The organism is Ruegeria sp. BHSC276 (assembly GCF_059612945.1).
The window spans coordinates 1-24,656 of the sequence record NZ_JBXWRP010000003.1; the positions used below are offsets into that span (position 1 = coordinate 1).

Here is a 24,656-nt window from a genome sequence, read left to right on the forward strand (position 1 = left end):
CACACGGAATATACCGGTGCCGCGGCCGCGCAGCGGAGATGTTCGTCGCGGCGCTTGCAAGAGTATTAGCGCCAGAGCACGCGTTAGCCCAATCCTGCGCGGGTATGTAGGACGACGCGTGTGCCGATCGGAACCTGTGTGTAAAGCGGGATGACATGTGCATTGGCCAAGCGCACGCACCCATTCGAAACTTCCCGCCCAAGACCACGAACATCATGCGTGCCATGAATCCGCAGAAGACTATCCCTGCCATTCGACCGGTAGAGATAGAACGCACGCGCTCCCAGAGGGTTGTCGGGCCCGCCCGGCATTCCGGCGGCGTGGGGCCCGTAGAGCTCAGGATTGTCCCGTAGCATCGCAGCGGTCGGGGTCCACGCGGGCCATTCCCGCTTATCCCCGACGTAGAAGTTACCGCTGAAATACCGGCCAGGTCGTCCGATGCCGACCACGTAGCGCGTTGCTCGACCACCGGGATGGGTCCAAAGCAGGGTAAAAGTGTCCGGAAAAACGTGAAGCTCACCCGGGGCGTAACCAGAAGCATCGACCAGACGCGGTTCATACTCTGAAGGCAAGGGCAACTCGCTTGGATGGGTCAGGTCAACCTGCTCTAATGGCGGAGCACAGGCAGGGGCCACAGACAGCAGTCCCATTAAGAAGCTCCGACGCGTCACTTTTGTTTTCACACTCATCGCACTTTCTGACTATGCGTCCCGCCAACCCATTTGTTGCAAACTTACGGCAGTGTGATCATCTATGCACTTCATTCTCGTTGCGAAGTCGATATTGTCACGTTGAAATGGCATTTTGCTGTCTCTCTTGTGCCTCTGTTTTTGGCACGTATTCAGTTCAGCGTTTTGCAGATCAAACTAACGAAGTTTTCGAAACATAAAGTTGGTAGAGACGGGAGACTTGGTTAAATTGCCATAACATTCGGTGGTGCGATGTATAGTTCCCCCTTCCGGCGATTGAAGCCATTGAAGCTTAGTGCTTTGACCTGGGCCTGCCTGGTTGCTGTTGTGATATTACTCGCAGCTGAAGTTGCACATGCGCAGACGTCACTCGCAGAGGATACGCTCGATATCGTTTCCGCAGACAAAGAGCGAGAGTTTGGGTTTCGCGCAGGCTCTTTCATTCTGGCGCCAATCCCGTTCAGCAATCCCACAATCGGCAATGGCCTCGCTGGAGGGGGCGCATGGTTGTTCAACGCGGACAGCGGGTCCAAAACGTCATCGATTGGTCTCGGCGGATTCTACACGGATAATGACAGCAGCGGTTATGCCCTCGGCGCAAATCTGAAGCTGAACAACAACCGTTATCTGGTTTCATTCCTCGCTGGTCATGTGGATTTGAACTACGACTTTACCGCGGGCTTTTTTGACTTCCCGATTGATCAGACGGGTGACCTCTACAAGTTGGAGCTCGCGTACGGGTTTACGTCGGAGTTGTCGATCGGGATCGGGCTGCAATATGCCGACACAGAGCTATCCACTACATTTGGCGGGGTGTTGCCGCCGGAGTACGCTCTGTCGGCAGATCTTGAGGTTTTCAAGTACGGACTGATCGCGGAATGGGACCGACGGGATTCCGACATCTACCCTACAAGCGGTACGCTAGTGACGCTTGACACATACCAAGGAGAGATTACTGGAGATATCGGTTCCGATTACAGCAAAGCTGTATTGCAAGGTTCCTACTTTCGCCGTGGCTTTCGAGCGGATGACGTGCTTGGAGTGACGGCGACCGGGTGCCTGGCATCGGACAAAGCACCCTTTTTTGACGCGTGTTCGATTGGGCTGACAGACGGTTTTCGGGGCTTCTCAGTTACGGAGTATATTGGTGACAGTCTTATTTCGGCTCAGGCAGAATATCGCGGGCGCATTGGTGACAGCCGCCTTGGATATGTCGCATTCGCAGGGGCTGCATCGGTGGGTGGTACGAAGACGTCTTCGGCCGGCATTCATGGTGCAGTCGGCGTGGGCGCGCGCTATCGGTTGTCCAAGAACTTCCCCGTGGATTTCTCTGTCGATGCGACACTCAATTCCGACGGCGAGACTCTATATTACATCTTCGTTGGGCAGGCATTCTAAGATCACAGATTTTAGCCTCGCTAGTGGCGCAAAGCCCGATAATCTCTGTGCTTGACTTTGGACTTTGAGGAGAAGCGCGGCGCTGGCATCGCCACGGCGCACGCGAAGTTCTCAAAGTTGTTGTAAATCAATGTCCAAAACAGTCGGCTCGCGTATCATTTCCGACAGGGTTCTTTGAAGTGGGGGGACATGCTGATCAGAGGACTTGTTGGGATCTGCATCGCGATCCTGATTTTCACTGTGGCTACCGGGCCTGCGGTTGCCGAAGCAAATGAAATTGTAGCCGACGCTTCAGTTGGCACTGATCCGTCAGGCCAGCTTAGAGTTGGCGTCGGAATCCGCGTGGAGCAGATAGTTTTCGTCGATCAGAAGTCTGAAAACTTTTCGACTGTCGCCAACATCCGCCTTCAGTGGCACGACCCCAAACTGGCGTTCAATCCGGAAGACTATGGGCGGGATTACAAGCCATTCACCGTGGACCAATTTAGGAAAACCGCCGCGGAATTGCCGACAATTGTACCCGGGTTCGTAATCCACAACCAGCAGGAACGCCGATGGGAGCAGCAGGCAATCATAACCGTGAACAGTGACGGAACGGCAAACTACTATGAACGCGCAACCATCACACTTCAGGCCCCGCATTTCAATTTTCGAAAGTTTCCGCTGGACACACAGCCCTTCTACTTGGGAATCACGTCCTTGCATCCCAGCGACGTTGTTGAATTTTTCCCTAAAGCACTCCGCCGAAAACCTGAATCGTTGGGATTCCCTTGAAGCGTGATGTGTGATTCATCCTGTTTGGGAGGATGGATCATGTCAGCACCATTACCGGAAGCGCTTCGGGCGCGGTTTCAGCGGTTGATTGAGGAAGGGTTAAGCGGGCGTGCGGCGGCGTTGCGTCTGAAGCTGTCACCGGCGACCGGCGCGCGCTGGTCCCTGTCGATCCGGCGAACCGGGCAGGCCCGCGCAGCCCCACAAGGCCGTCCCAAGGGCAAGGGAAAGCTTGATCCACATCGCGCCTTCTTCTCGGAGATCATCGCGCAGGACGGCGACATCACGATGCTTGAGCTGGCGTCTGCTTTGCAGGACGCGACCGGCGTACGCGCCCACCCGAACGCGATCGGCAAGTTCCTTCGCAAGCTCGGTTATACGCACAAAACGTATGGCCCGCCCCGTTGGCAAGTCGATTGCGTCTGGCGTTGACAGGTCGTGCGCTAACGTATCCGGCATAGTGGCACGTTGGCCCTCGCCATGATGGATATCCGCGCGTCCTGGCCCTCATAAAAGACGCGGCGTCGAAGCGCCGTTTTTTGAACCAGGGTTCCGGGGACGCGGGTGTTCGACCCTTCCGGCCATCAGCCTCCTTTCGCCAACCTCGCTGCGCCGCGTGGGATATCGCGGCAAATCCTTTCGTTTACGCTGTCACGCTTTGCCCCCATGCCGGCTCGAAGTCGACGCCATGGCGCATGCTCGCCCAGGCGATGCGGGCGAGCTTGGCCGCGAGCGCGACGATGACCACGTTGCGGTGCACGCGCGCCAGCAGCGCTCGAAGCCAGGCACCCAGTGCCGTCTCTTGGCGCGACAGGCTCGGGAGTGCCGCCCGTGCGCCGTGGATAAGCAGCGTGCGCAGGTATCGGTTCCCTCGCTTGGTGATGCCGAGCAGCCTCGGCTTGCCGCCGGTCGTCATCTGCCGCGGCACCAGACCGAGCCAGGCCGGCATGTCGCGCGCCCGACGGAATGCCTCGCCGTCTCCGACCGCAGCAACCAGGGCTGTCGCGCCGAGCACACCGATCCCGGGGATCGACGTCAGTCGGCGCGCCGCTGCGTCGGACCGCGCATGGTCGGCCAGAGTGTCATTCAATCCATCGATCCGCTTATCAAGCGACTGCCACTCGGCGCGCATGTCTTCGATCAGCGTCACAATACGGGGCGACAGCTCCGACGGCGGTTCGGCAAGAAACGGGCCAAGCTCACGCTCGAGAACCTTGCGCCCCTGCCGGAAGGTATGCCCGCGTTCAAGCAGGATCGCGCGAAGCTGGTTCAAAAGCGCCTTGCGCGCAGTGATCAGACGGGAGCGGACCCGGTGCAAGGTCTGCAGGTCGAGCCGATCCTGGCTTTTCATCTCGACGAAACGCATCGTCGGTCGCGTCGCCGCTTCTGCGATCCCGGCCGCATCGTTGTCATCGTTCTTCTGCGCGCGGACATAAGGGCGGACATATTCCGGCGACATCAGTCGCACCTCATGCCCGTTCGCGGCGAACTGGCGACCGACATGATGCGCCCCGCAGCACGCCTCCATGGCAACGGTGCAAGCCGGAAGTTTGCCTGCAAGATCGGCAAGCGTCGCCCGCCTGACGCGTCGGCGCAGAACGATCTGCCCAGTCTCATCCAGTCCAACCACGCTGTTCAGGTTCTTGCCCAGGTCAATTCCAAGGGTCACAATAGTCATCGGTTCGCTCCTTCCTCTCTGAAACAACGGCACCATAGCCTGGTACCGGCGGGAGGGGCGGGCCATTCCATAAAAGTCGCTGGAGGCCGCCGAGCGTCGTCGATCCAAGGTAAGGCGGCAACGGGAAGACTGGTTCAGGCGCCGTATTCCAGCAGTGACGGCGCAGCCCGAACGCGTTGTCTTTATTGATGAAACCTCAGTGAAGACGAACCTGACCCGGCTCAGAGGATGGGCGCCGCGTGGGGATCGGTTGGTCATGGACGCCCCGTTCGGTTCGTGGGGCACACAGACCTTCATCGCAGGCCTCACCGCCGATGCTCTGATCGCGCCCTGGGTGATCAAGGGTGCCATGGACGGTCCGGCATTTGCGGCGTACATCGAGAAGGTGCTGGTCCCGGAACTGGCGCCTGGCACCGTGGTCGTCCTCGACAACCTCGCCACCCACAAGAACGCCGCCGCGGCCAGGGCGATGCGAGACGCCGGTTGCTGGTTCCTCTTCCTGCCGCCCTATAGCCCCGACCTCAATCCCATCGAGATGGCCTTCTCGAAGCTCAAGGCCCACCTCAGACGGATCGGCGCACGGACCTTCACAGACATGTTCGAGGCCATCGCCCAGGTCTGCGATCTCTACTCCCCGCAAGAGTGCCGGAACTACTTTAAGGCTGCCGGATATGTCTCAAGTTAATGGCGGGATGCTTTATGACCGCATTTGGACAGTCAGCTTCAGCGCATTGTGGTAAACGGGACTGCCGTCGGCCCTGAACCGGTAGTCGATTGGTGGGGGGTAGACACTCTTCGGCGATTTGCTTGCCGACCATCAAGCGCCAGAAATGACATTTCCTTCCGCTGGCTTGACATGCACCTCGACCTGCGGGAACGGTATCGATATCCCGTTTGTGTCAAAGGACTTTTTGGCCGCCGCTGTCAGTTCCCAGTACACACGCCAATAATCCGGGGTCGCGACCCAGGGTCTGCAATACAGATTTACCGCATGCTCGCCGAGCTCGCCCAGAAACACGTCCGCTTTTGGCGACTTCAGGCAGGCTGGGTGATTTTCGACAAGGTTCTTGAGCAATTCGATCGCACGATCGACATCATCTGAGTAGGAGATGCCGAATACCAAATCCACCCGCCGGGTATCCGAGGCGCTCGCGTTTGCGATCACGTCAGACCAGACTTTCGAATTGGGAATCTGAATGATCTGATTGTCCGGCGTCCTGATCTTCGTCGACATGATTGACATGCTGTTCACAGAGCCGGCTTCATTTCCGATGCGCACGAAATCGCCCAGATCGAAGGGCTTGTTCAACATGATCATCAGCCCGCTTACGGCATTGCCGATCGTATCCTGTAGCGCAAATCCAAGAATGAAGCTGACGCCGCCGAATACAGCGAGTGCGGGGCTGATACGAATACCATTGACCGATAGCAAAACCAGAAGACCCATCACCAAAGTCAGCCAAAAGGCCAGTTGCGCAATAAAACTTTTCAACAATTCAGAGGCATTGTCCGACTTGTCGATCCGCCTGGTGGCGTATCTTCTCGCAGTAGCTGACACGGCGAACAGCCCGATGATAGAACCTGCAAATAAAAGAACATCAAAGGCCACGCGGACTCCCCCGGACGGCGAGAAAAGCCAATCCTTGAAGAACAATACCAGCGTCTGCAACTCGGTGGTTCTGGTGAGATCGCTGGTCATATACCAAAGATACCGGCGATGTGGATGGATTTCATTCGGATCACCGCCGCGATCAGACCATGCATTCAGGATCCGCCGATATTTGGCCAAAAGTTCGAAAGTGATTTCCGAGTTCACGACGAGCTGTTGCCTGATGGCTTTCTGCTGATCGCTGTCAGCCTCTTGCAAGGACATGTTCAGGTCGATCCCGTGCAAAAAGACCTTCTGAATCTCCTGTTCGGTTCTGAGGGCCAGATTCTTCAGATCCGGCGCTCTCAGAAGCGCGAGAAAGATCCGGATATCCTGCGGTTCCCGGTCCGGGTCCAGAACGCGTTCGAAAAGACTTGTCATGTCTTCGCTCGTCTGGGCTTGTGCCGGAAAACTGCCGGATAAACATGAAGCTATCAGGATTGCGGCGGCGAACAGGAACCCGGCGCAGGGGAGGCGCAACTTCGGAAGACGACGACACGAAGGCGCCTGCCGAGACTTGAACGATGGCAAGACAGAGATTGCCGGTCCCTCGATTGGCCTTTGCATCATGTCATTTCAACAGATCGGATGCTATTCCGATCGCTTCGATCACGATCAACGTATCGCGCGCGGCCCGATACACCCGGTCATCGTACCGCACGTAGCCCTGCCCCTTCGGCGGTGGTGGAAATCCCCAACGAGCGTAGTCGTCAATCCAGGAATAGCCGGAAGGCAGCTTGTCGCCCTTACCGTAAATCTTCTTGTATTGCCCCGGAGGCATCTGCCCCGACTTCTTCGCAAGACCCGGGGGCGTTTTTGTGTTGCCCGGCTTTTTTTTCGTATCGCCCATCGCTCCCGATGTCACAGAGAGCAGAAGAGTGATCATTAGTAATAGTCTGATGGCCATCTTGCCTTCTCCCACCAGGCGACCGCGGCGGATTGTTATAAGAAACCGCCGCGACCGAACGCCTTCTTCTCCAGCCTCAGCTGGACATTGCTGCCGTGCAGGCTTTGGCTTCCTCGACAGCGGCGTTCAAACCGGTCAGATTGACTTGGAAGGCGTCATTCTTCTTGGGAAAGACGGTCATCGTACCTTCCTGCATGAGCGCGTTCACCATGTTGTCGTCCTTGATGACAAAGTATGCACCCCTGTAATCACCTTGCAGTTTCTTGCTCTTCATGCCGCGCGCTTTGCCGTCAAAGGTGAAGCCATTGATGTCGACATCGAACTTCTCCTTCTTCCTGATCTTCACGTCCGCGAGCGTGAATACACCCAAATAGCCATGCTTCTGATTCTTGGTGAGCCCAACCTGCACGACGTGGCCGGCGTCGTCGGAACGTTCGACATAACAGGCTTCGCGTTCCGCATCCGAGAACACGTTCCAGCCTTCAACGGTTGAATGAAATGTTATCATGTCCGCCGAACCGGGCAGTTCGCTGGCAAATGTTGTGTTCGCTGCCATCAGTGTCGCAGCGGTCAGCGCGATTGTCTTGGTCAGTTTCATATCACTTTTCTCCTTGTTTAAATGGTTGAGAACGTCATTCCGTGTTCTGCAAACTGTTGGTGTAACTCATGAGTGATTTCTCTGAGTTATCGAAAGGAGCAATCTGCTGCACAACGCCTCAGTTGATCGCGTCTCGCGTCGCGATATCGACGGCCCCGGCCAGCAGCATGTCCGGGTCGGCCTCACACACCTCCTCTAGGCGATCGATGAACTCGACCCTGAGCGTTTCACGCTGCGCCTCATCCGGTATTTCTTTCAGCACGTCGAACTCGCGGTTGAACAAGGACACCGCAACCATGAGTCCGACGATCTCAGCCACAGCTTCTTCATCGTCAGGATAGTTGGCAAGGATGCTTTCACAGCTATGGTGCATGTGCGGCATGGCAGCTTCGAGCATGCGATCCATCTCTTCGTCGGCAAGCGCAGGGGCGCCGTAGGCGATCACGCCTGCAAAAACGGTCCCGGCGCATTTTGAAAATAGTGACATGATTTGTCTCCCATTTACGTTTTTATCAATTTCGTAAGCAGTTGGCGGAGAGTGCCTAGCGTTTCTTGTTGTAACCGGCGATTGCGCCCACGACGGCACCACCGGTCGCTCCCTTGCTGCCGCCGACGATGTACCCGACGCCAGCTCCGATCGCTGCGCCACCCATGGTATTCTTCGTGCGCTTACTTAGTGCGTCAGCCGGTGTTGGTAAAACCGCGCCGGTGGCAAGTGCCGCAATGAGTAGCAAAGCCAGATGGTTGCGTGTTCTTAGCATGGTTGTTTTCTCCTTGTTCCGTTTCCAGATTCTAAATGCGCTCACCTATCTGGCCAGGTATGTCTCAAAAAGAAGGTGTGAAAACTTGCCGCCGACGAGTGCTCCAGAAGCCGTCTTCAACAGACGAATGAAACTGACCGGGTTGCAAAAATGGCGGTGAATGCTTTGTACATCCACTCATTAAAGCACACAGAAATTCGACAAACTCACTTCGCGTAGCCCCCACACCAAACTGATCTAATGGCTTACGGGTACGCCAGTTAGCGATTGTTTTCATTGATCTAAGTCAATGCTGTTTATTGCGTTGAAGTTAACCTAACCGAAGTTGATGCCACTTCAGAGACTGCGATGAAGTTTTCACCATACATTTTGGCGATTGGGTTATGGTCTGTAGCCGCCATGGCCGTAGCGCAAAGCGATGCAGAACTTGCCCGGGAAGCCGATTTGGCACAGAAACTTGCAAATCCGCTTGCCGCTATCGTTTCTGTTCCTTTCCAGTTGAACTTCGACGATAACCTCGGCCCTGACGGCGACGGGAAGCGCACGATCCTGAACTTTCAACCGGTTGTCCCCTTCAGCCTCGACAATGGCGCGACCATCGTTACCCGAACAATCGTGCCCTATATTTGGCTTGATGACGTGATCCCGGGCACGTCGCAGGAGGGCTTCGGCGACATCCTGTTTTCGGCCTGGTACACGCCCGCTCCGCGTAATGGGGTGACCTGGGGCATCGGGCCAGCCGTACAGATCCCGACCAAAACGGACGTCTCGTCCGATACGTGGGCAGCCGGTTTAACGGCGATCGCGCTCAAGCAATCCGGGCCCTGGACCTATGGCGGGCTCGCCAATCACCTCTGGGATATTGAGAGCAACCCGACAACGGAAATCAGCAAGACCTTTGTTCAGCCGTTTGTCGCGTATTCCACACCGAGCGCTTGGACTTTTTCGGTGACGAGCGAGTCGACCTACGATTGGGAAGCTAGTGACTGGAGTATTCCGATAAATTTCAGCGTCTCCAAGTTGGAACCGATCGGGCGCGTACCGGTCAACTGGCAGGCGGGCGTAGGATACTGGGTTGAAAGTCCTGATGGCGGCCCCAAAGACTGGCGCTTCCGCCTTCAGGCTCAGGTCGTCCTTCCACGCTGAGAAATTCCAACCGGTTGAAAGTACCTCCGGATCCAAAACGGCCCCTCATTGTACTGCCTCCGACAAACGACTTGATGTGAGTCAATGACGAAATGGACACAAAGACTTAGCGTCTTCTCGTAGAACCGCCGTCCGTTGAGGACGCTTTAAAGACATTTGTTGAATGAATGCATTCAAGGAATTTGGGAGGGAAAAATGGCTCGGCCGATCAAGTCCTGTTTCACGAATTTTTCTGTGGCCGCCGCAACGTTTGGCGCGGCGTCTCTTAGCCTTTTTTTGCTGAGCGCAGCCTATGCGGATAGCCTTGGAACCACGAGCGACACCGTGGAAGCTTTAGTTGAATCCCGCGAAGTCCCGGTCACCATCGATAATTTCGTGCGCGCGGCAACGGATATCGAACTCGACAAGTATGTCTCGCTCGCGGGCGGCGTGAATCGCTTCTTCCATTTCCGTGATCCGACGCCGGTGGAAAACCAGCCGACGATCCGGATGAACCGAGACACGCTCTATAGCGTTGCCGTCATCGACATCAGCGAAGGGGCGACCCTGACGCTGCCGGATGTGGGCGATCGCTACATGTCTGCGATGGTCATCAATCAAGACCATTACATCAACGAGGTGTTTCACGGCGGCGGCACCTACACTCTCGACATGGAGACCTTCGAAACGCCCTACGTCATTGTCTTTATGCGCACGCTCGTGGACGCCGCCGACCCGGACGACGTGGCCGAGGTGAACGCTCTTCAGGACCTGATGTCGCTGGATGCGGCATCAGCGGCACCCTTCATTCCACCGGACTATGATGAAGAAAGTTATGAAGCGCTAGTCGCCTCCATTCTGAGCATTGGACCGTTCGTGCCGAACAGTTTCCATATGTTTGGCGATAAGGAAGATGTTGTTGCCGTAAGACACTTTATCGGAACAGCAGGTGGTTGGGGCGGGCTTCCCGAAACGGAAGCACTGTACCTGAACGTAGATCCGGGCCTGCCACCGGACGCATTCAGGATCGAAGTGCCAGCGAACGTTCCTGTGGGCGCGTTCTGGTCAATCAGCCTGTACAATGCCGAAGGGTTCTACGAACCCAACACACTCAACGCCTACAATATCAACAGCGTCACCGGAACGCGCAACGAAGACGGCTCGATGACTGTGCATCTCGGCGAATGCGAGGACGGCCGCGTCAACTGCCTGCCGATCATGGAGGGCTGGAATTACACGGTCCGGCTCTACCAACCGGAGGCGAAACTCCTCGACGGAAGCTGGACTTTCCCGGCCGCCGAGCCTGCAAACTGAAAGGAAGAACAATGATCAGGAAGCTTTTGGTAATTGGATTGCTCGTGCCTGCTCTGGCTGCCGCTCAGGATGTCACCATCGATACCCTGATCCGCGCGGAAACAGACCACATGTTCCGCGCCAACATGGCCGCCAATGGAATGGAAATTGGGGAGCTTATCCACCATCGGGAACCGACGACACCCGACAATCAACCGGTCATCCGGATGAACCAGGACACGCTCTACTCGGCCATCCTCTTGGATCTGTCCGAGCCTGTGGAAGTAGAGATGCCCGACATCGGTGTGCGGTACATGTCCATGCATGTAGTCAACCAGGACCACGACATGTTTGTTGAGGCGCAGCCCGGAACCTATACGCTGACCGAAGAAGATGTGGGCACTCGGTTTGCATCCATTACGTTCCGAACTTTTGTCGACGTCACCGATCCTGAAGACATTGAGGCTGCTCATGCCGCTCAGGATCAGATCAAGATCAGCGGTGGCGGCTCCGGCCCCTTCGATGCACCCCGCTGGGACCTGGAAAAACTTGCGATGGCACGACGGGCGATCAACGATCTCGCCACGCTTGGTTTCGAGGCGTCCGATGCGTTCGGGCGCAGGGAAGACACGCAGCCCGTCGCGCGTCTCATAGGCGCCTTGGCGGGATGGGGCGGTCTGCCGAAGACTGCGGCTTCATACATCATCACCAGCGCCGGCGTAAACGACGGTGAGACACCCTACGTGCTCAACGTCAAGGACGTGCCCGTGGACGCCTTCTGGTCCATCACCGTCTACAATGCAGAAGGTTACCTGCAAGAAAACGACCTCGGCGTGAACAGCTACAACAACTTCTCCGCCGAACCGAACCAGGATGGTTCATTCACTATCCATTTCGGCAGTTGCGACGACGGACGGGTGAACTGCATCCCGATCACTCCGGGATGGAACTACGCCGTGCGGATGTACCAACCCAGCGAGGAGATTCTTGACGGAAGCTGGACCTTCCCGAACGCACAACCAGCGGGCTGAAACCCTCCGAAGTCCGGAATAAGCTTCTGCGGGCATTGCAACTGGAATTGCATCCTGCGACGTGCATTTCTGCACCTGGTGAGATGCTTGAAGTATTTGTTCGGTTCGTCAGCATGCGTGACATCGGGCACGGGCGTAGCGAACTTCTAGTCCGGATTTCAGTATGTCTGACGACATTGAATGTCCGGTTGAGCGAACAGCCGCTTTACTCGCTGCGTTGCAACTGAGGCTCCGTTCGATGTTAATGCTGGATCTGCGAGCTTCGGAAACGGATCACTTCCGGAATGGGCTCGACTCGGTCATCTGACTATTTTTATCAGATGACTGCTTTTCTGCGTTAAGCAGCCATTCTTCCACTGGACTTGCGGTCATAATGGAGCGGTACTGTCCATGTCGCGACGCACCCAATACTACGCCGCGCCTTCGTCGCCCGGGTTTCCGGGCTCTCCTCGGTAGCAGGTTCACTTTCAACCTGCGTGAACCAAAAGGAGAAGACCAAATGGCAACATCACCGAAACGGAAAACCAAAAAAGAAGAGCTTATTCAGATGCTGACCCGGAAGACTGGGGCGGATGTGGCTATGATCAGCGACAAGCTCGGCTGGCAGACGCACACGACGCGGGCGGCGCTGACGAGGCTGCGCAAGATTGGCTACGAAGTGGTGAGCGATAGGCCGGGCGAAGGCAAGCCCAAGCGCTACCGGATCTCGGCCACGCCCGCCAAAATTGGCGATGCTGAAGGGGCCGGGGCAACAGATGCCCGGTAAGCCGGACCCGGATCGCCCGCTGGCGATCGCCGCCTGGCAGGAGGCTTTCGGGTCTCCTCCGCCGCCGTACTTGTCGGTGGCGTTTATGCGCAAGGCGGTGGCTTATGACGCGCAGTGCCGTTCTTCGGGCGGTCTGCCGGCGGCGACACGGCGCAAGCTGCGACAAATCGCAGAAGGCAAACGGATTAACGTTACCACTGGCGGTGACCTTCGGTTCGGCGCGCACCTCGTACGGGAATGGAACGGACGGACCTACCAGGTCGAGGTGACCGAGGACGGCTATCGTTTGGACGGCAAGGACTGGCCGTCGCTCTCCGCAATCGCAAAGCACATCACCGGTACCACATGGTCAGGTCCACGGTTCTTTGGCCTGACCCGCCCGGCAGGAAATCGCAGATGAAGAATATTCGCTGTGCTATTTACACCCGCAAGAGCTCGGAAGATGGACTCGAGCAGGAGTTCAACTCGCTTCATGCCCAGCGGGAGGCTTGTGCTGCGTATGTCGCCAGCCAGAGACATGAAGGCTGGGTGCTGGTGCAAGACCAGTACGACGACGGCGGTCTCTCCGGCGGATCGTTGGAACGCCCGGCTTTGCAGCAGCTATTGGCGGACATCGGAGATGGAAAGATCGATCAGATCGTCGTCTACAAGATCGATCGCCTGACACGATCGCTGGCGGATTTTGCAAAGATCGTCGATATCCTGGATGCCGCCGGTGCTTCCTTCGTCTCGGTCACCCAATCGTTCAACACGGCAACCAGTATGGGACGGCTGACGCTGAACATGCTGCTCAGTTTCGCACAGTTCGAGCGGGAGGTGACGGCGGAACGGATCCGGGACAAGATCGCAGCCTCCAAGCGTCGTGGGCTCTGGATGGGCGGGCAGGTGCCCATGGGGTATGATCCGCATGGGCGGACACTGAAGGTCAATAAGTGTGAGGCCGAGACGATCCGGACCCTTTATGCGCTCTATGAGCAGCATGGCACAATCCGGCAGGTAAAAGAGCAGGCCGATGCGCTGGATTTGCGTACCCGGCGCAGAATACTGTCATCGGGTGAGGCCCGCGGCGGTGGCACCTTCGACAGAGGGCATATCCATCACGTTTTGACGAACCCGGTCTATGCCGGGCGCATCCGGCATCGCGACAAGGTGCATGATGGTCAGCACGACCCGATCATAGCGCCCGACCGATGGGATGACATCCAACTGCGCCTGCAGGGTACGGCCTCGCGTCTTCGCTATCGAAAGACGCCACGCCGCGTGTCGCTGCTGTGCGGGAAAATTTTCGATGAAACCGGAGACCGGCTGACGCCATCGCATTCGAAAACGAAGTCGGGGACGCGGTTGCGCTATTATGTCTCGCACCGGCTGATCGCGCGCAGCGGGGAGGAAAACCTCGATGGCTGGCGCCTGCCTGCAGATCATCTTGAGGCACAGACCAGCACTCTTACCCGTCGCCATCTCGCAGAACCAACCTTCGCGAGCCATGTTTGCCAGCAGTCCGACGCCAGCGAGATCGCCCACGTCCGAAGCAAGCTGAAGGATCTGACCAACGGGCCGAATGTCAAGGACATCCTCTCGCTGGTCGAACGCATCGAGATTGCGCCGGGAAAGATTTTGCTCAAACTAGATATCAAAGGCGTGGCGGCGATGCTGGATACCGACGCCGATGCTTTGGACGCAAACGCCCTGCAGATCGAAGCGCCGTTCCAGCTACGTAAGCGTGGCGTAGAGACGAAAATCATCCTGGCCGAAACGAACGGAAATAAAGACGAAACCCTCATCCGCAACATCGCACTTGCGCATCACTGGCTGGAGCGGATCAAGGCTGGGGAGACCTTCGGCGACATCGCGAGGACCGACGACATCTCCAAACGCCGCGTCCAGCACATGATCGATCTCGCCTTCCTCGCGCCAGATCTCGTGCGAGATGTACTGGAAGGCAAACAGCCCCTCAGCTTTACGTCCGACTGGTGCAAATCGCGGACCCTGCCATCTGATTGGCAGGACCAGCGCGCGCTTCTCGCGACTCTCTGATCCACCAAACCCACACCTGCTACCGCGAAAACGCCGAGCGCAGACTTTCGGAGATTTGCGGCCGTGTACCAACACGGTCCACGGTCTGCGCAAGCGCGCCAAGCTGCTAACCCACGGATAACACGCGAGTATTCAAAGCACACCTTGCACGGTCTGGATTTAGGGGAGTGGTTGGCTGGGGTGGTAGGATTCGAACCTACGATACACGGTACCAAAAACCGCTGCCTTACCACTTGGCTACACCCCAACGGTGAGCGGCTACTTACGATTGTTGTTGGCGGGGTTCAAGGGCTTTCGAAGAAAAAATTCGGGCGAATAAAAATTTTTTTGCACCCTCCTCATCAGGTGTGCAGCAGTGCTGCACTAACCCTGTTTTCGGCTTGGCGGTTTGGAAAGCTCGGGCTCGATCCTGAACGCCATCAATGTCCGAATGGGGCAGTGTATCATATGGGTTTCAAGTACGCGCAGGGTTGGATCAATGGCGGCGAGATCGCGGCGGGGGTGTTGAAGATTTGCGCCAATGACGGGCTGCGTTTCGTGACATTCATGCTGTCGCCCTGCCGTCGGCATGCCAGCCTGGGGACGGCAAAGGGAAGGATCCAAATGAAGGTGCTGAGCACGCCGGACCACAGGTTCAGTGACCTGCCGGACTGCGGCTTTGTACCCAACTACCTGATGGTGGATGACACCGAAGGCAGCGAATTGCGAGTCCACTATCTGGACGAAGGGCCGAAGGCTGCGTATCCGGTACCAATGATGCACGGAGAACCATCCTGGTCGTACCTGTATCGTCACATGATCCGGCCCGTCGCCGCAGCCGGACTCCGGGTCATCGCGCCCGATCGTGCAGGCTTTGGAAAATCGGACAAACCTGTCGAGCGGACCGATTTTACCTATGCGCGCCACGTGTTTCGGTTGAGGCAGGTGTTGCGTCGCCTCGATCTGCGTGACACCACCCCGTTTCGTCAGGACTGGGGCGGGCTGATCGGGCAGCGACTGTGGGCCGAAATACCGGATCGGTTCGCGCGGATCATGGTCGCGAACGCGGCGCTGCTCACAGGCGACCAGCCTCTGTAGCGCGGCGTTCGCCGCGTAGCGCCGGTTCAGCCAGGAAACGCCTGAGTTTCGCGCCGGGCGAAACGTCCATGGCGGAGCGGTGTCCAATCTGTCCGAGGCCGAGGCCTCCGACTATGACGCGCCGCTCCCGGATGATGGCTACAATGCCGATGCGCACCAGTTTACCGTGCTGGTGCCAGACCGGCCGGACGACCGGGAATCCGAGTCGAATCGCAAGGCCTTGGCCGTGAAACGAAATTTACTGACGCCGGTCCTGACGGACTTTGGCGCCGAAGACCGGATATGGCCGGCGCGGACCGCGTGTTTCAGGAACTCTGTCCGAGTGCCGCAGGACAGCCGCATCTACGTCAGCCCAAAGCCGGGCATCCTCTGCAGGAGGATGTACCCGAAGCGCTTGTTAAAACCTTATTGGGTTTTGTCCGGCGCACGTCCTGATCCCGGTTATTCGCGGATTTCGTTCGGGTCCACGCCCCATAGGTTGCTTTTGGGCGCCCAGCCGCCATAGCCGCCGGCCGAAATGCGACACCAGTCAATGTTGCAACTGCCTAGGCGGGCCACCACGCCGGATTCGAATTGCGCATTGATCAGTGCGCCCGGATCGGGGCTGGCGCGCACCGGCAGCATGTCGGCTTCGACCAGGACGGTGCGAACGCCTGACAGAAGGGCATAATGTACCCAGCCTCCGGCGCCGTCGCGGTCTTGAACTTTACGCCAGTTGCCGTATTCGGCCACCACCTGCAGCGGCATGCCGCGCCTTTTGAACACCCAGTCGATCCGGTGGGTCAGCGACGGGCCGCGGCGCACGTTGGCCTCGGCGGCCTTCATCGAGACATAGCGTGGAATCGGTAGGTTGGTGACCTGGCCGCGGACCTGCTCCGCATGGGCGGAAGAAACGCCGAGACCACTGAACAGCGCCGTCACAATGCCCAGAAGCGGGCGTTTCAGCCGGAAAAAAGCGCTCACTGCCTGCTCATACGCCTGTCGATCGTGATTCAAAAAGGTGGGGATGATGCCCCAGGGGTTCTTGTGCCCCAACTGATCCTGCGCCACGATGCCATGGCGCGCGTCGGATTGCAAAGCGGTAGGAGGGCTGAGGTGCCGAGAGAACGTCTGAGTGTTGTTGTAACGCGACGGTTGCCCGAAGTGGTGGAAACACGACTGAGCGAGCTGTTCGATGTCAGGTTGCGGGACGATGACACGCCCATGACGCGCGACGAACTGGCGGCCGCCGTGAAAGAGGCCGACGTGCTGGTCCCGACGATCACCGACTCGATCGATGCGGGGCTTTTAGGCCAGGCCGGCGAGCGGCTGCGCTTGATTGCGAATTACGGCGCCGGGGTTGACCACATCGACGTCGCCACCGCCAGGCAGCGCGGCATTTTGGTGTCCAACACCCCCGGGGTGCTGACCGATGATACGGCCGACATGACCATGGCGCTGATTCTGGCGGTGACACGCCGCATCCCCGAGGGGCTTTCGATCATGCAGAAAGGCGACTGGGCCGGCTGGGCGCCGACCGCCTTGCTGGGCGGCCGCATCGGTGGGCGGCGTCTGGGGATCCTGGGCATGGGCCGTATCGGGCAAGCCGTCGCGCGCCGTGCCGCGGCATTCGGCATGCAGATCCATTACCACAACCGTCGTCGCCTCCGCCCAGAGATCGAACAGGAGTTGCAGGCCACCTATTGGGAAAGCCTGGACCAGATGGTCGCGCGAATGGACGTGATCTCGATCAACTGCCCTTCGACCCCGTCCACCTTTCACCTGATGAATGCGCGGCGGTTGAAGCTGATGAAACCCAGCGCGGTGATCGTGAACACGTCGCGTGGCGAGGTTCTGGATGAAAATGCGCTGACCCGGATGATCCGCGCGGGCGAGATCGCGGGCGCCGGTCTGGATGTCTATGAACACGGAACCGACGTGAACCCCCGCCTGCGTCAGCTGCCGAACGTGGTTTTGCTGCCGCATATGGGGTCGGCCACGCTGGAAGGCCGGATCGAGATGGGCGAAAAGGTCATCATCAACATCAAGACCTTCGAAGACGGGCATCGCCCGCCCGATCAGGTCGTGCCTGCGATGTTGTGAGTTTGCTCCCGGCCAGTCATCGCGCGGCCGGGATTTTTTTGGGGCCCGCTAGGCGCGGCCCACAGTAAGATTTTTTTCGGGAGGACTTGAGGATGCGTGTTTTGTTTTCTGGATTGACGCTTGCGGCGCTGGCTTTGGCCGGCCCTTCGATCTCACAGGAAGCCGCCGATGCCGTGGCCCCCGAGGCCGCCTCGGAAGGTCAGGTTCAGGCGCTGACCGAACGGGCCCTGGCCGCGCTCGAGGCCAAGGCGGCCGGTCGGCCGGTTTCGGCGCAGAACTGGATGGTAGCCGCAGCCAATCCGCTGGCGGTTGAGGCGGGTGCCAGGGTGCTGCGCAACGGAGGCTCGGCGGCTGATGCCATGATTGCAGTACAGGTGGTGCTGGGCTTGGTCGAGCCTCAATCGTCAGGCCTGGGCGGCGGCGCATTCCTGGTCTGGTACGATGCGGCCACGCAGTCTTTGACCACGCTTGACGGGCGGGAAACCTCGCCGCGCGCTGCCACGCCGACCTTGTTTCAGGACGAAAATGGCGAACCGTTGAAGTTCTTCGATGCCGTTGTGGGCGGCCTGTCGGTCGGCACGCCCGGTACGCCTGCGTTGCTGGAGGACGCGCACCGGCGCTGGGGGCGTACGCCGTGGCCCGGCCTGTTCGAGGATGGCATCCGCCTGGCCGAGGAAGGCTTCGTGGTCTCGCCCCGGCTGGCCAGTCTGGTGGCCGCCGATGCCGAGCGTCTGTCGCGGTTCCCGGCCACGGCCGAGTATTTCCTGCCGGGCGGAACGCCCATTCAGCAAGGCCAGCGGCTGACCAACCCCGACTATGCCCGGACCCTGCGCATTCTGGCACGCGAGGGGTCCGCCGGTTTCTATGGCGGCGAGATCGCGGCGGATATCGTCAGCACCGTCCTAAACGCACCGGGCAACCCGGGCGTCCTGTCGGGGGTGGATCTGGCGCTGTATCAGGTGCTCGAACGCGAACCGGTCTGCGCCGAATATCGCGCCTATGAGGTCTGCGGGATGGGGCCGCCGTCCTCGGGTGCGCTGACGGTGGGGCAGATCCTGGGCCTTTTGAACGGGTTCGATCTGGCGGCGCTGGGTCCTGACAGCGCCGAGGCCTGGCGGCTGATCGGCGACGCCTCGCGCCTGGCCTTCGCTGATCGGGGCCGGTACATGGCCGATAGCGACTTTGTTCCCATGCCCACGCAGGGGTTGGTCGATCCGGACTATCTGTCGGGGCGCGCCGCATTGCTGACCGGCCCCGCGGCCCTGACCGAGGTGGCTCCGGGAATGCCCGAATTCGATCACGCCCTGAACTGGGCCGACGATGTTTCGATCGAACTGCCCTCGACCTCGCATATTTCCATCGTCGATGCCGCTGGCAACGTTCTGTCGATGACGACGACCATCGAGAACGGGTTCGGCTCGCGCCTGATGACCAACGGGTTCCTGCTGAACAACGAACTGACCGATTTTTCGTTCCGCACCCACAAGGACGGCGTACCAATCGCCAACCGGCTGGAGCCGGGCAAGCGCCCCCGGTCGTCGATGAGCCCGACCATCGTCCTGCAGGACGGAGAGCCGGTTCTGGCGATCGGATCGCCCGGCGGCAGCCGCATCATCGGCTATGTCGCCAAGTCCATCATTGCCTGGGCCGACTGGGGCATGGACGCGCAGCAGGCGGTCGCCCTGCCGCATCTGGTCAACCGCTTCGGCACCTATGACGTGGAGGCCGGGACCGAGGCCGAGGGGCTTGCCGATGCGCTGGCCGGGCTGGGGTTCGAGGTGAACGCGCGCGATCTGACATCGGGTCTGCACGCAATCGAGATCCGCGACGGGTTGCGCGGTGGAGCGGACCCCCGGCGCGAGGGCATCGCGCTGGGCGAGTGATCACGTCGCAGGGGCCGGGGATTGCCTGCCGCGCGCGGGCAATCTAGTCATTGAAACGCTTTGCGCAGAGTGGATCAGAAAAGGGGTATGCCATGGGCCGTGCAGCCACATTGGAGAGAAACGCGGCGGGGATCGAGACCGCAATCGGCATTCTCAAGCAGCGTTTCGGCGACCGTTTGCAAACCGGCGCCTCGGTGCGCGAACAGCACGGGCACACCACGACCTGGATCGAGAACCAGAGCCCGGATGCGGTGGTCTTTGCCGCCTCCACCGAAGAAGTGGCCGAAATCGTTGAAACTTGCGCCGCGCACAAGGTGCCGGTCATTCCGTTCGGAACGGGCACGTCGCTGGAAGGGCATGTGAACGCGCCGGCGGGCGGAGTCTGCATTGATCTGGGCCAGATGAACCGGATTCTGGCCGTGAACGAGGGCGATCTGGACTGCATCGTCCAGCCCGGTGTCACGCGTGAACAGTTGAACACCCACCTGCGTGACAAGGGGCTGTTCTTTCCAATCGACCCCGGCGCGAATGCCTCGCTGGGTGGCATGGCCGCAACGCGGGCATCCGGCACCAACGCGGTGCGCTACGGGACGATGAAGGACAATGTCCTGAGCCTGGAAGCCGTCATGCCCGACGGCCGGATCATCCGCACCGGCCACCGCGCAAAAAAAACTTCGGCCGGGTATGATCTGACCCGGCTGCTGATCGGCGCCGAAGGCACGCTGGGGGTGATCACCCAGTTGACCTTGCGCCTGCATGGCATCCCCGAGGCGATCACCTCAGCACGGTGTTCCTTTCCGTCCGTCGATGCGGCCTGCCAGGCGGTGATGGCCACCATCCAATACGGTGTGCCGGTGGCGCGGATCGAACTTCTGGACCAGCTGTCCGTCAGGGCCGCCAATGCCTATTCCGGCCTCGATCTGCCCGAGACGCCGCTGCTGCTGCTCGAGTTCCACGGCTCAGACGCGAGCGCCGCCGAACAGGCCGAGACTTTCGGCGACATCGCCGACGAATTCGGTGGGACCGGGTTCGCGGCAACCGCAACCGTGGAAGAGCGCAACAAGCTGTGGCAGGCGCGGCACGACATGTACTGGGCCTCGTTGCAGCTGCGGCCGGGCGCGCGCGGGATATCGACCGATGTCTGCGTGCCGATTTCGCGCCTGGCGGAATGCGTGACCGCGGCGCAGGACAAGGCGGCAGAGCTTGGCCTGTTGGCGCCCGTCGTGGGCCACGTCGGCGACGGCAATTTCCACACGCTGCTGCTGATCGACATGGACAACCCGGACGAGGTCGCCAAGGCCGAGGACTTCGTCGGCTGGCTGAACGATCTGGCCATCTCGATGGAGGGAACCTGCACGGGCGAACACGGGATCGGGCAGGGCAAGAAGCCTTACCTGACGCGGGAACTCGGGCCGGCCGTCGATTACATGCGGGCGATCAAGGCCGCGCTGGATCCGCACAACATCATGAACCCGGGCAAGATCGTCTGATCTGAACCGGATGGTCGGTCTTGGCAAAGGCAGTCGGGAACAGGTGAAAGAGGCGCGGCGCTTCATCCGCCGTTGGGTCCCCGAACCACCCGTTTTGCCGAGCATTCTCCGGCGCTGAGGGCGCGCAGGTCGGTTTTGTACCGTTTTGCGTCGGATGGACTTGGCGGTTTGCCATGCGCTTGGGCATAAACCTTGCCAAACAGACTCAATCCGGAGAGCGGGCACATGAAAACCCAAGTCAAAGCATTGATCGTTGGCGGCGGCGCCATCGGCACATCGATTGCCTATCACCTGGCCAAGGCGGGCTGGGACGATGTCATGCTGATCGAACGGGACGAACTGACTGCGGGGTCCACCTGGCACGCGGCGGGTCTGCTGCCGCTCTTCAACATGTCCTACGCGACGACCCACATCCACAAATACTCGGTGGATTTCTACAAGACGCTCGAGGCGGAAACGGGTCTGAATGCGGGCTTCTCGGTGGTGGGCAACCTGCGCATGGCCCAGACGCAGGAGCGTATGGACGAATACATGCTGTATGCCTCGACCGCCGAAACCTGCGGTGTGCCCTACGAATGGCTGAGCCCGGCCCAGATCAAGGAGCGGTGGCCGCTGGTGCGGACCGAGGATCTGGTCGGCGCGATCTATCATCCGACCGACGGCTACATCAACCCGGCCGACGTGACCATGGCGATGGCCAAGGGCGCCCGTCAGCGCGGCGTTATGATCGAGCGCAAGTGGCAGGCCGATGCCTTTGAATGGAAAGGCGACCACTGGGACGTGACCCTGACCAAGATGGTCGAGAAGGGCGGCAACCTGGTGCCGTCAGACGAGCAGATCGTCGTCTCGGCCGAGCATGTGGTGACCGCCTCGGGCAACCACGCGCAGCGCACGGCGCGGATGCTGGGGATCAAGATCCCCGCGATCCCGGTCGAGCATCAGTTCATCGTCACCGAACCCGACGCCGAGCTGGTCAAGTTCCGCGAGGCCGGCAACCCCGAGCATCCGGTTCTGCGCGACGCCGACGCCAAGTGGTATGTGCGCGAGGAACGCGGCGGCTGGATCCTGGGCCCTTATGAGCGCAACGCGCCGGCCCGGTTCGAGTATGGCGTGCCCGACAGCTTCCGCGCCGACCTCTTCCCGCTGGATCTCGAGCGGATCGAAGAGGAATACATGAGCATGATCCACCGGATTCCGTCCACGGAAACGGTTGGCCTCAAGGACGATTTCAATGGCCCGATCTGCTATACTCCCGATGGCAACCCGCTGGTCGGCCCCGCGCCGGGTCTGCGCAACATGTGGCTGGCCGAGGGCTTCTCGTTCGGTATCACCGCCGCCGGCGGCACCGGTTATTACCTGGCGCAGTTGATGGTCGAGGGCGAGGCCGAGATCGACATGGCCTCGCTGGACCCGAAACGCTACTCCAGCAACTGGATGACCACCGAGTTCGCCGCGCGCAAGAACGAGGAGTGCTACGAGCACGTCTACATCCTGCACCATCCGGACGAAGAGCGCGAGGCCTGCCGCCCGCTGCGCACCGCCCCGGCCTATGACCGCCAGAAGGCGCGCGGCGCGCAGTTCGGCTGGGTCAACGGCTGGGAGCGTCCGAACTACTACGGCCCGCTGGATGCGCCCGAGAATTTCGACCACGACGCCCGCAGCTTCCGCCGCGGCGGCTGGTGGCAATATGCCGTGGAAGAGGCCAAGGCGATCCGCAACGGGGTCGGCCTGATCGACGCCACCGCCTTTACCAAGCACATCGTCAAAGGGCCGGGCGCCACGCAGTTCCTCGACTGGTTCACCTGTAACAAGCTGCCCAAGGTCGGGCGCATCAACCTGACCTATGCCCTGACCGATCACGGCACCACCCGCACCGAGTACACCATCGTGCGCCTGAAGGAGCACGAATATTACCTCGTCTCCGCCGGTGCCTGGACCGAGTATGACGCCGACTTCCTGCGCAAGGCGGCCGAGGACAAGATGGCCGAGTTCGGCTATATCGAGATCCAGGACGTGACCACCCAGTGGGGCGTCTTTGCCATCGCCGGGCCCAAGTCGCGCGACGTGCTGAAAGAGGTCATCAAGGACGCCGAGCCCGAAACCGCCCTGTCGAACAAGCGCTTCCCGTGGCTGTCGGCCCGCCGGATCGAACTGGGCATGTGCCCGGTCAACGCGATCCGCGTGGCCTATACCGGCGAGCTGGGCTGGGAACTGCACCACCCGATCGAGATGCAGAACTACCTGTTCGACCTGCTGGAGAAAGCCGGAGAGAAGCACGGCATGAAGCTGGTCGGCGCCCGCGCCCAAAACTGGCTGCGGCAGGAGAAATCCTATCGCGCCTTCGGCACCGATCTGGGCCGCGACGCTACCCCGCTCGAGGCCGACCTGCCGCGTTTCGTCGATCTGAACAAAGAATTCCACGGCAAGGACAAGCTGATCGAGACCGGCGTGCGGGTGAAATGCTGCACCCTGCTTATCGACGGGCCCGAGGATGCCGACCCGTGGGGCCGCGAGGCGCTCTATACGCCCGAAGGCGAGCGTGTGGGCCGTCTGACCTCGGGTGGTTATTCGGTGGCCTTCGAGAAATCGATCGGCATGGGCTACGTCAAGCCCGAGCTGGCGGTGGAAGGCACCAAGCTGAAGGTCAAGATGTTCGACAAGCTGTGGGATGCGGTCGTGACCTGCGACAGCCCCTACGACCCGAAGAACGAAACCATCCGCAAGGACGGCTGATTGCTCCCCCTGTCAGGCGGCGCGCCCTGAATGCGCCGCCTGCGGCGGCCCATGCCTCCGGCGGAGGTATTTTCAAACAGAAGAAGCAGCCGGATCGAGAAATGATCCAGCCCCCCGCCTGTGGCAGGGGGCCTTCTCCTGTTGCGGTCATCGGCGCCTCCGCCTGTACCGCATCTCCAGACTTTCAGAGAATGGTAAACAAAACCCTTCTTCTGTTCAAAAATACCTCCGCCGGAGGCAAGCCTGCCTTGGCAGGCTTTCCGAGCGGGGCACCTGGCTCAGTCCGAGGTCAGTTCATCGAAACATTCCAGCGCCTTGGCCGCATACATCATTGACGGCCCGCCGCCCATCTGGATGCTCATCGCCAAAACATCCGCGACCTCTTCGCGGGTTGCGCCCGCCTTGATCAGGGCTTCGACATGCAGAGAGATACAGGGCTCGCACCGCACCGCGACCGAGATGCCGAGGGCGACGAATTCCTTGGTCTTGTAGTCAAGCGTTCCGCCTTCCTTGACGGACTTACTCAACGCGCCGAAGGCGCGGGCCGTGTCGGGGACCGCGCCGTTCAGGTTTCTCAGCCCCGATCTTGTGGCAGAGAGTTTTTCTTTCCAGCTCATGTGTAGCTACCCTTTTCAAACATATCGTTGTTGGCATGTGTATAGGGTTTTGGAGCTGTCTCCTTGATCTCG

Annotated in this window: 24 protein-coding genes, 1 tRNA gene and 1 pseudogene; 16 read left to right on the plus strand and 10 right to left on the minus strand. The window is 59.7% G+C overall.

The annotated features are described in order from the left end of the window. Positions 1-83 precede the first annotated feature (83 nt). Positions 84-689, minus strand: a complete 606-nt coding sequence (locus AC2FMD_RS03675; protein WP_496794675.1) for a L,D-transpeptidase — start codon at positions 687-689, stop codon at positions 84-86. Between the two features lie 252 nt (positions 690-941). Between AC2FMD_RS03675 and AC2FMD_RS03680 the strand changes: the two genes are divergently transcribed. From AC2FMD_RS03680 to AC2FMD_RS03690, 3 genes are all read left to right on the plus strand, one after another. Further along, positions 942-2,087, plus strand: a complete 1,146-nt coding sequence (locus tag AC2FMD_RS03680; protein ID WP_496794676.1) for a BamA/TamA family outer membrane protein — start codon at positions 942-944, stop codon at positions 2,085-2,087. A gap of 189 nt (positions 2,088-2,276) precedes the next feature. Continuing rightward, the gene (locus tag AC2FMD_RS03685) at positions 2,277-2,861 is read left to right on the plus strand and encodes a ligand-gated ion channel (protein ID WP_496794677.1); all 585 of its coding nucleotides are present in this window, start codon (positions 2,277-2,279) and stop codon (positions 2,859-2,861) included. A 39-nt stretch (positions 2,862-2,900) separates the two neighbouring features. Next, complete coding sequence (locus AC2FMD_RS03690; protein ID WP_496794678.1) at positions 2,901-3,290, plus strand: transposase; 390 nt, start codon at positions 2,901-2,903, stop codon at positions 3,288-3,290. Between the two features lie 211 nt (positions 3,291-3,501). Here the strand turns inward: AC2FMD_RS03690 and AC2FMD_RS03695 are convergent, their stop codons facing one another. Beyond that, positions 3,502-4,536, minus strand: a complete 1,035-nt coding sequence (locus tag AC2FMD_RS03695; protein ID WP_496794679.1) for an IS110 family RNA-guided transposase — start codon at positions 4,534-4,536, stop codon at positions 3,502-3,504. 73 nt (positions 4,537-4,609) lie between these two features. On the opposite strand from AC2FMD_RS03695, the pseudogene AC2FMD_RS03700 reads away from it, so the two are divergent. Beyond that, a pseudogene (locus AC2FMD_RS03700) lies at positions 4,610-5,221 on the plus strand (IS630 family transposase); the annotation flags it as partial. A gap of 132 nt (positions 5,222-5,353) precedes the next feature. Here the strand turns inward: AC2FMD_RS03700 and AC2FMD_RS03705 are convergent. The 5 genes from AC2FMD_RS03705 to AC2FMD_RS03725 all read right to left on the minus strand — a co-directional run bounded on the left by AC2FMD_RS03705 (position 5,354) and on the right by AC2FMD_RS03725 (position 8,423). Continuing rightward, complete coding sequence (locus tag AC2FMD_RS03705) at positions 5,354-6,715, minus strand: mechanosensitive ion channel family protein (RefSeq protein WP_496794680.1); 1,362 nt, start codon at positions 6,713-6,715, stop codon at positions 5,354-5,356. A gap of 40 nt (positions 6,716-6,755) precedes the next feature. Then, entirely contained in the window at positions 6,756-7,091 is a 336-nt protein-coding gene (locus AC2FMD_RS03710; protein WP_496794681.1) for an RcnB family protein, read from the minus strand. Between the two features lie 76 nt (positions 7,092-7,167). Next, on the minus strand, positions 7,168-7,689 hold the full coding sequence (locus tag AC2FMD_RS03715) for a hypothetical protein (RefSeq protein ID WP_496794682.1): 522 nt from the start codon (positions 7,687-7,689) through the stop codon (positions 7,168-7,170). Positions 7,690-7,807: 118 nt separating this feature from the next. Beyond that, a complete protein-coding gene (locus AC2FMD_RS03720) occupies positions 7,808-8,176 on the minus strand; it encodes a YmgD family protein (RefSeq protein WP_496794683.1) in 369 nt (122 codons plus the stop codon). A 55-nt stretch (positions 8,177-8,231) separates the two neighbouring features. Continuing rightward, the gene (locus AC2FMD_RS03725) at positions 8,232-8,423 is read right to left on the minus strand and encodes a YMGG-like glycine zipper-containing protein (RefSeq protein ID WP_496794846.1); all 192 of its coding nucleotides are present in this window, start codon (positions 8,421-8,423) and stop codon (positions 8,232-8,234) included. Between AC2FMD_RS03725 and AC2FMD_RS03730 the strand changes: the two genes are divergently transcribed. The 7 genes from AC2FMD_RS03730 (at position 8,341) to AC2FMD_RS03760 (ending at position 14,702) form a co-directional block, all read left to right on the plus strand. Further along, a complete protein-coding gene (locus AC2FMD_RS03730; RefSeq protein WP_496794853.1) occupies positions 8,341-8,610 on the plus strand; it encodes a hypothetical protein in 270 nt (89 codons plus the stop codon). The genes AC2FMD_RS03725 and AC2FMD_RS03730 overlap by 83 nt on opposite strands. 239 nt (positions 8,611-8,849) lie before the next feature. Beyond that, complete coding sequence (locus AC2FMD_RS03735; protein WP_496794684.1) at positions 8,850-9,596, plus strand: transporter; 747 nt, start codon at positions 8,850-8,852, stop codon at positions 9,594-9,596. Between the two features lie 195 nt (positions 9,597-9,791). Continuing rightward, positions 9,792-10,889 carry a DUF1214 domain-containing protein gene (locus AC2FMD_RS03740; RefSeq protein ID WP_496794685.1) on the plus strand — a complete coding sequence of 366 codons (1,098 nt, stop codon included), beginning with the start codon at positions 9,792-9,794 and terminating at the stop codon, positions 10,887-10,889. Between the two features lie 11 nt (positions 10,890-10,900). Continuing rightward, positions 10,901-11,899 (plus strand): DUF1254 domain-containing protein, encoded by a 999-nt coding sequence (locus tag AC2FMD_RS03745; protein WP_496794686.1) that lies wholly within the window; start codon positions 10,901-10,903, stop codon positions 11,897-11,899. 499 nt (positions 11,900-12,398) lie between these two features. Continuing rightward, entirely contained in the window at positions 12,399-12,665 is a 267-nt protein-coding gene (locus tag AC2FMD_RS03750; protein ID WP_496794687.1) for a DUF3489 domain-containing protein, read from the plus strand. Further along, positions 12,655-13,065 carry a DUF2924 domain-containing protein gene (locus AC2FMD_RS03755; RefSeq protein WP_496794688.1) on the plus strand — a complete coding sequence of 137 codons (411 nt, stop codon included), beginning with the start codon at positions 12,655-12,657 and terminating at the stop codon, positions 13,063-13,065. The genes AC2FMD_RS03750 and AC2FMD_RS03755 overlap by 11 nt, the downstream gene beginning before the upstream one ends. Then, positions 13,062-14,702 (plus strand): recombinase family protein, encoded by a 1,641-nt coding sequence (locus tag AC2FMD_RS03760; protein WP_496794689.1) that lies wholly within the window; start codon positions 13,062-13,064, stop codon positions 14,700-14,702. Before AC2FMD_RS03755 ends, AC2FMD_RS03760 begins: the two co-directional genes overlap by 4 nt. A gap of 172 nt (positions 14,703-14,874) precedes the next feature. On the opposite strand, the gene AC2FMD_RS03765 is transcribed toward AC2FMD_RS03760, so the two are convergent. Then, positions 14,875-14,949 (minus strand) — tRNA-Gln (locus AC2FMD_RS03765). A gap of 200 nt (positions 14,950-15,149) precedes the next feature. On the opposite strand from AC2FMD_RS03765, the gene AC2FMD_RS03770 reads away from it, so the two are divergent. After that, positions 15,150-15,779: an alpha/beta fold hydrolase gene (locus tag AC2FMD_RS03770; RefSeq protein WP_496794690.1), complete on the plus strand. Its 630-nt coding sequence runs from the start codon at positions 15,150-15,152 to the stop codon at positions 15,777-15,779. 441 nt (positions 15,780-16,220) lie between these two features. Here the strand turns inward: AC2FMD_RS03770 and AC2FMD_RS03775 are convergent, their stop codons facing one another. Next, positions 16,221-16,709 (minus strand): SH3 domain-containing protein, encoded by a 489-nt coding sequence (locus tag AC2FMD_RS03775; protein ID WP_496687414.1) that lies wholly within the window; start codon positions 16,707-16,709, stop codon positions 16,221-16,223. Between the two features lie 165 nt (positions 16,710-16,874). Here AC2FMD_RS03775 and AC2FMD_RS03780 point away from each other — a divergent pair, with 165 nt between their 5' ends. From AC2FMD_RS03780 to AC2FMD_RS03795, 4 genes are all read left to right on the plus strand, one after another. Further along, positions 16,875-17,861: a 2-hydroxyacid dehydrogenase gene (locus tag AC2FMD_RS03780; RefSeq protein ID WP_496678522.1), complete on the plus strand. Its 987-nt coding sequence runs from the start codon at positions 16,875-16,877 to the stop codon at positions 17,859-17,861. Between the two features lie 92 nt (positions 17,862-17,953). Further along, complete coding sequence (gene ggt, locus AC2FMD_RS03785) at positions 17,954-19,744, plus strand: gamma-glutamyltransferase (RefSeq protein WP_496743014.1); 1,791 nt, start codon at positions 17,954-17,956, stop codon at positions 19,742-19,744. A 92-nt stretch (positions 19,745-19,836) separates the two neighbouring features. Beyond that, positions 19,837-21,234 (plus strand): FAD-binding oxidoreductase, encoded by a 1,398-nt coding sequence (locus tag AC2FMD_RS03790; RefSeq protein WP_496794691.1) that lies wholly within the window; start codon positions 19,837-19,839, stop codon positions 21,232-21,234. A 225-nt stretch (positions 21,235-21,459) separates the two neighbouring features. After that, positions 21,460-23,967 (plus strand): GcvT family protein, encoded by a 2,508-nt coding sequence (locus AC2FMD_RS03795; protein ID WP_496743013.1) that lies wholly within the window; start codon positions 21,460-21,462, stop codon positions 23,965-23,967. A gap of 278 nt (positions 23,968-24,245) precedes the next feature. On the opposite strand, the gene AC2FMD_RS03800 is transcribed toward AC2FMD_RS03795, so the two are convergent. Next, entirely contained in the window at positions 24,246-24,584 is a 339-nt protein-coding gene (locus AC2FMD_RS03800; protein ID WP_496687299.1) for a carboxymuconolactone decarboxylase family protein, read from the minus strand. Positions 24,585-24,656 lie beyond the last annotated feature (72 nt).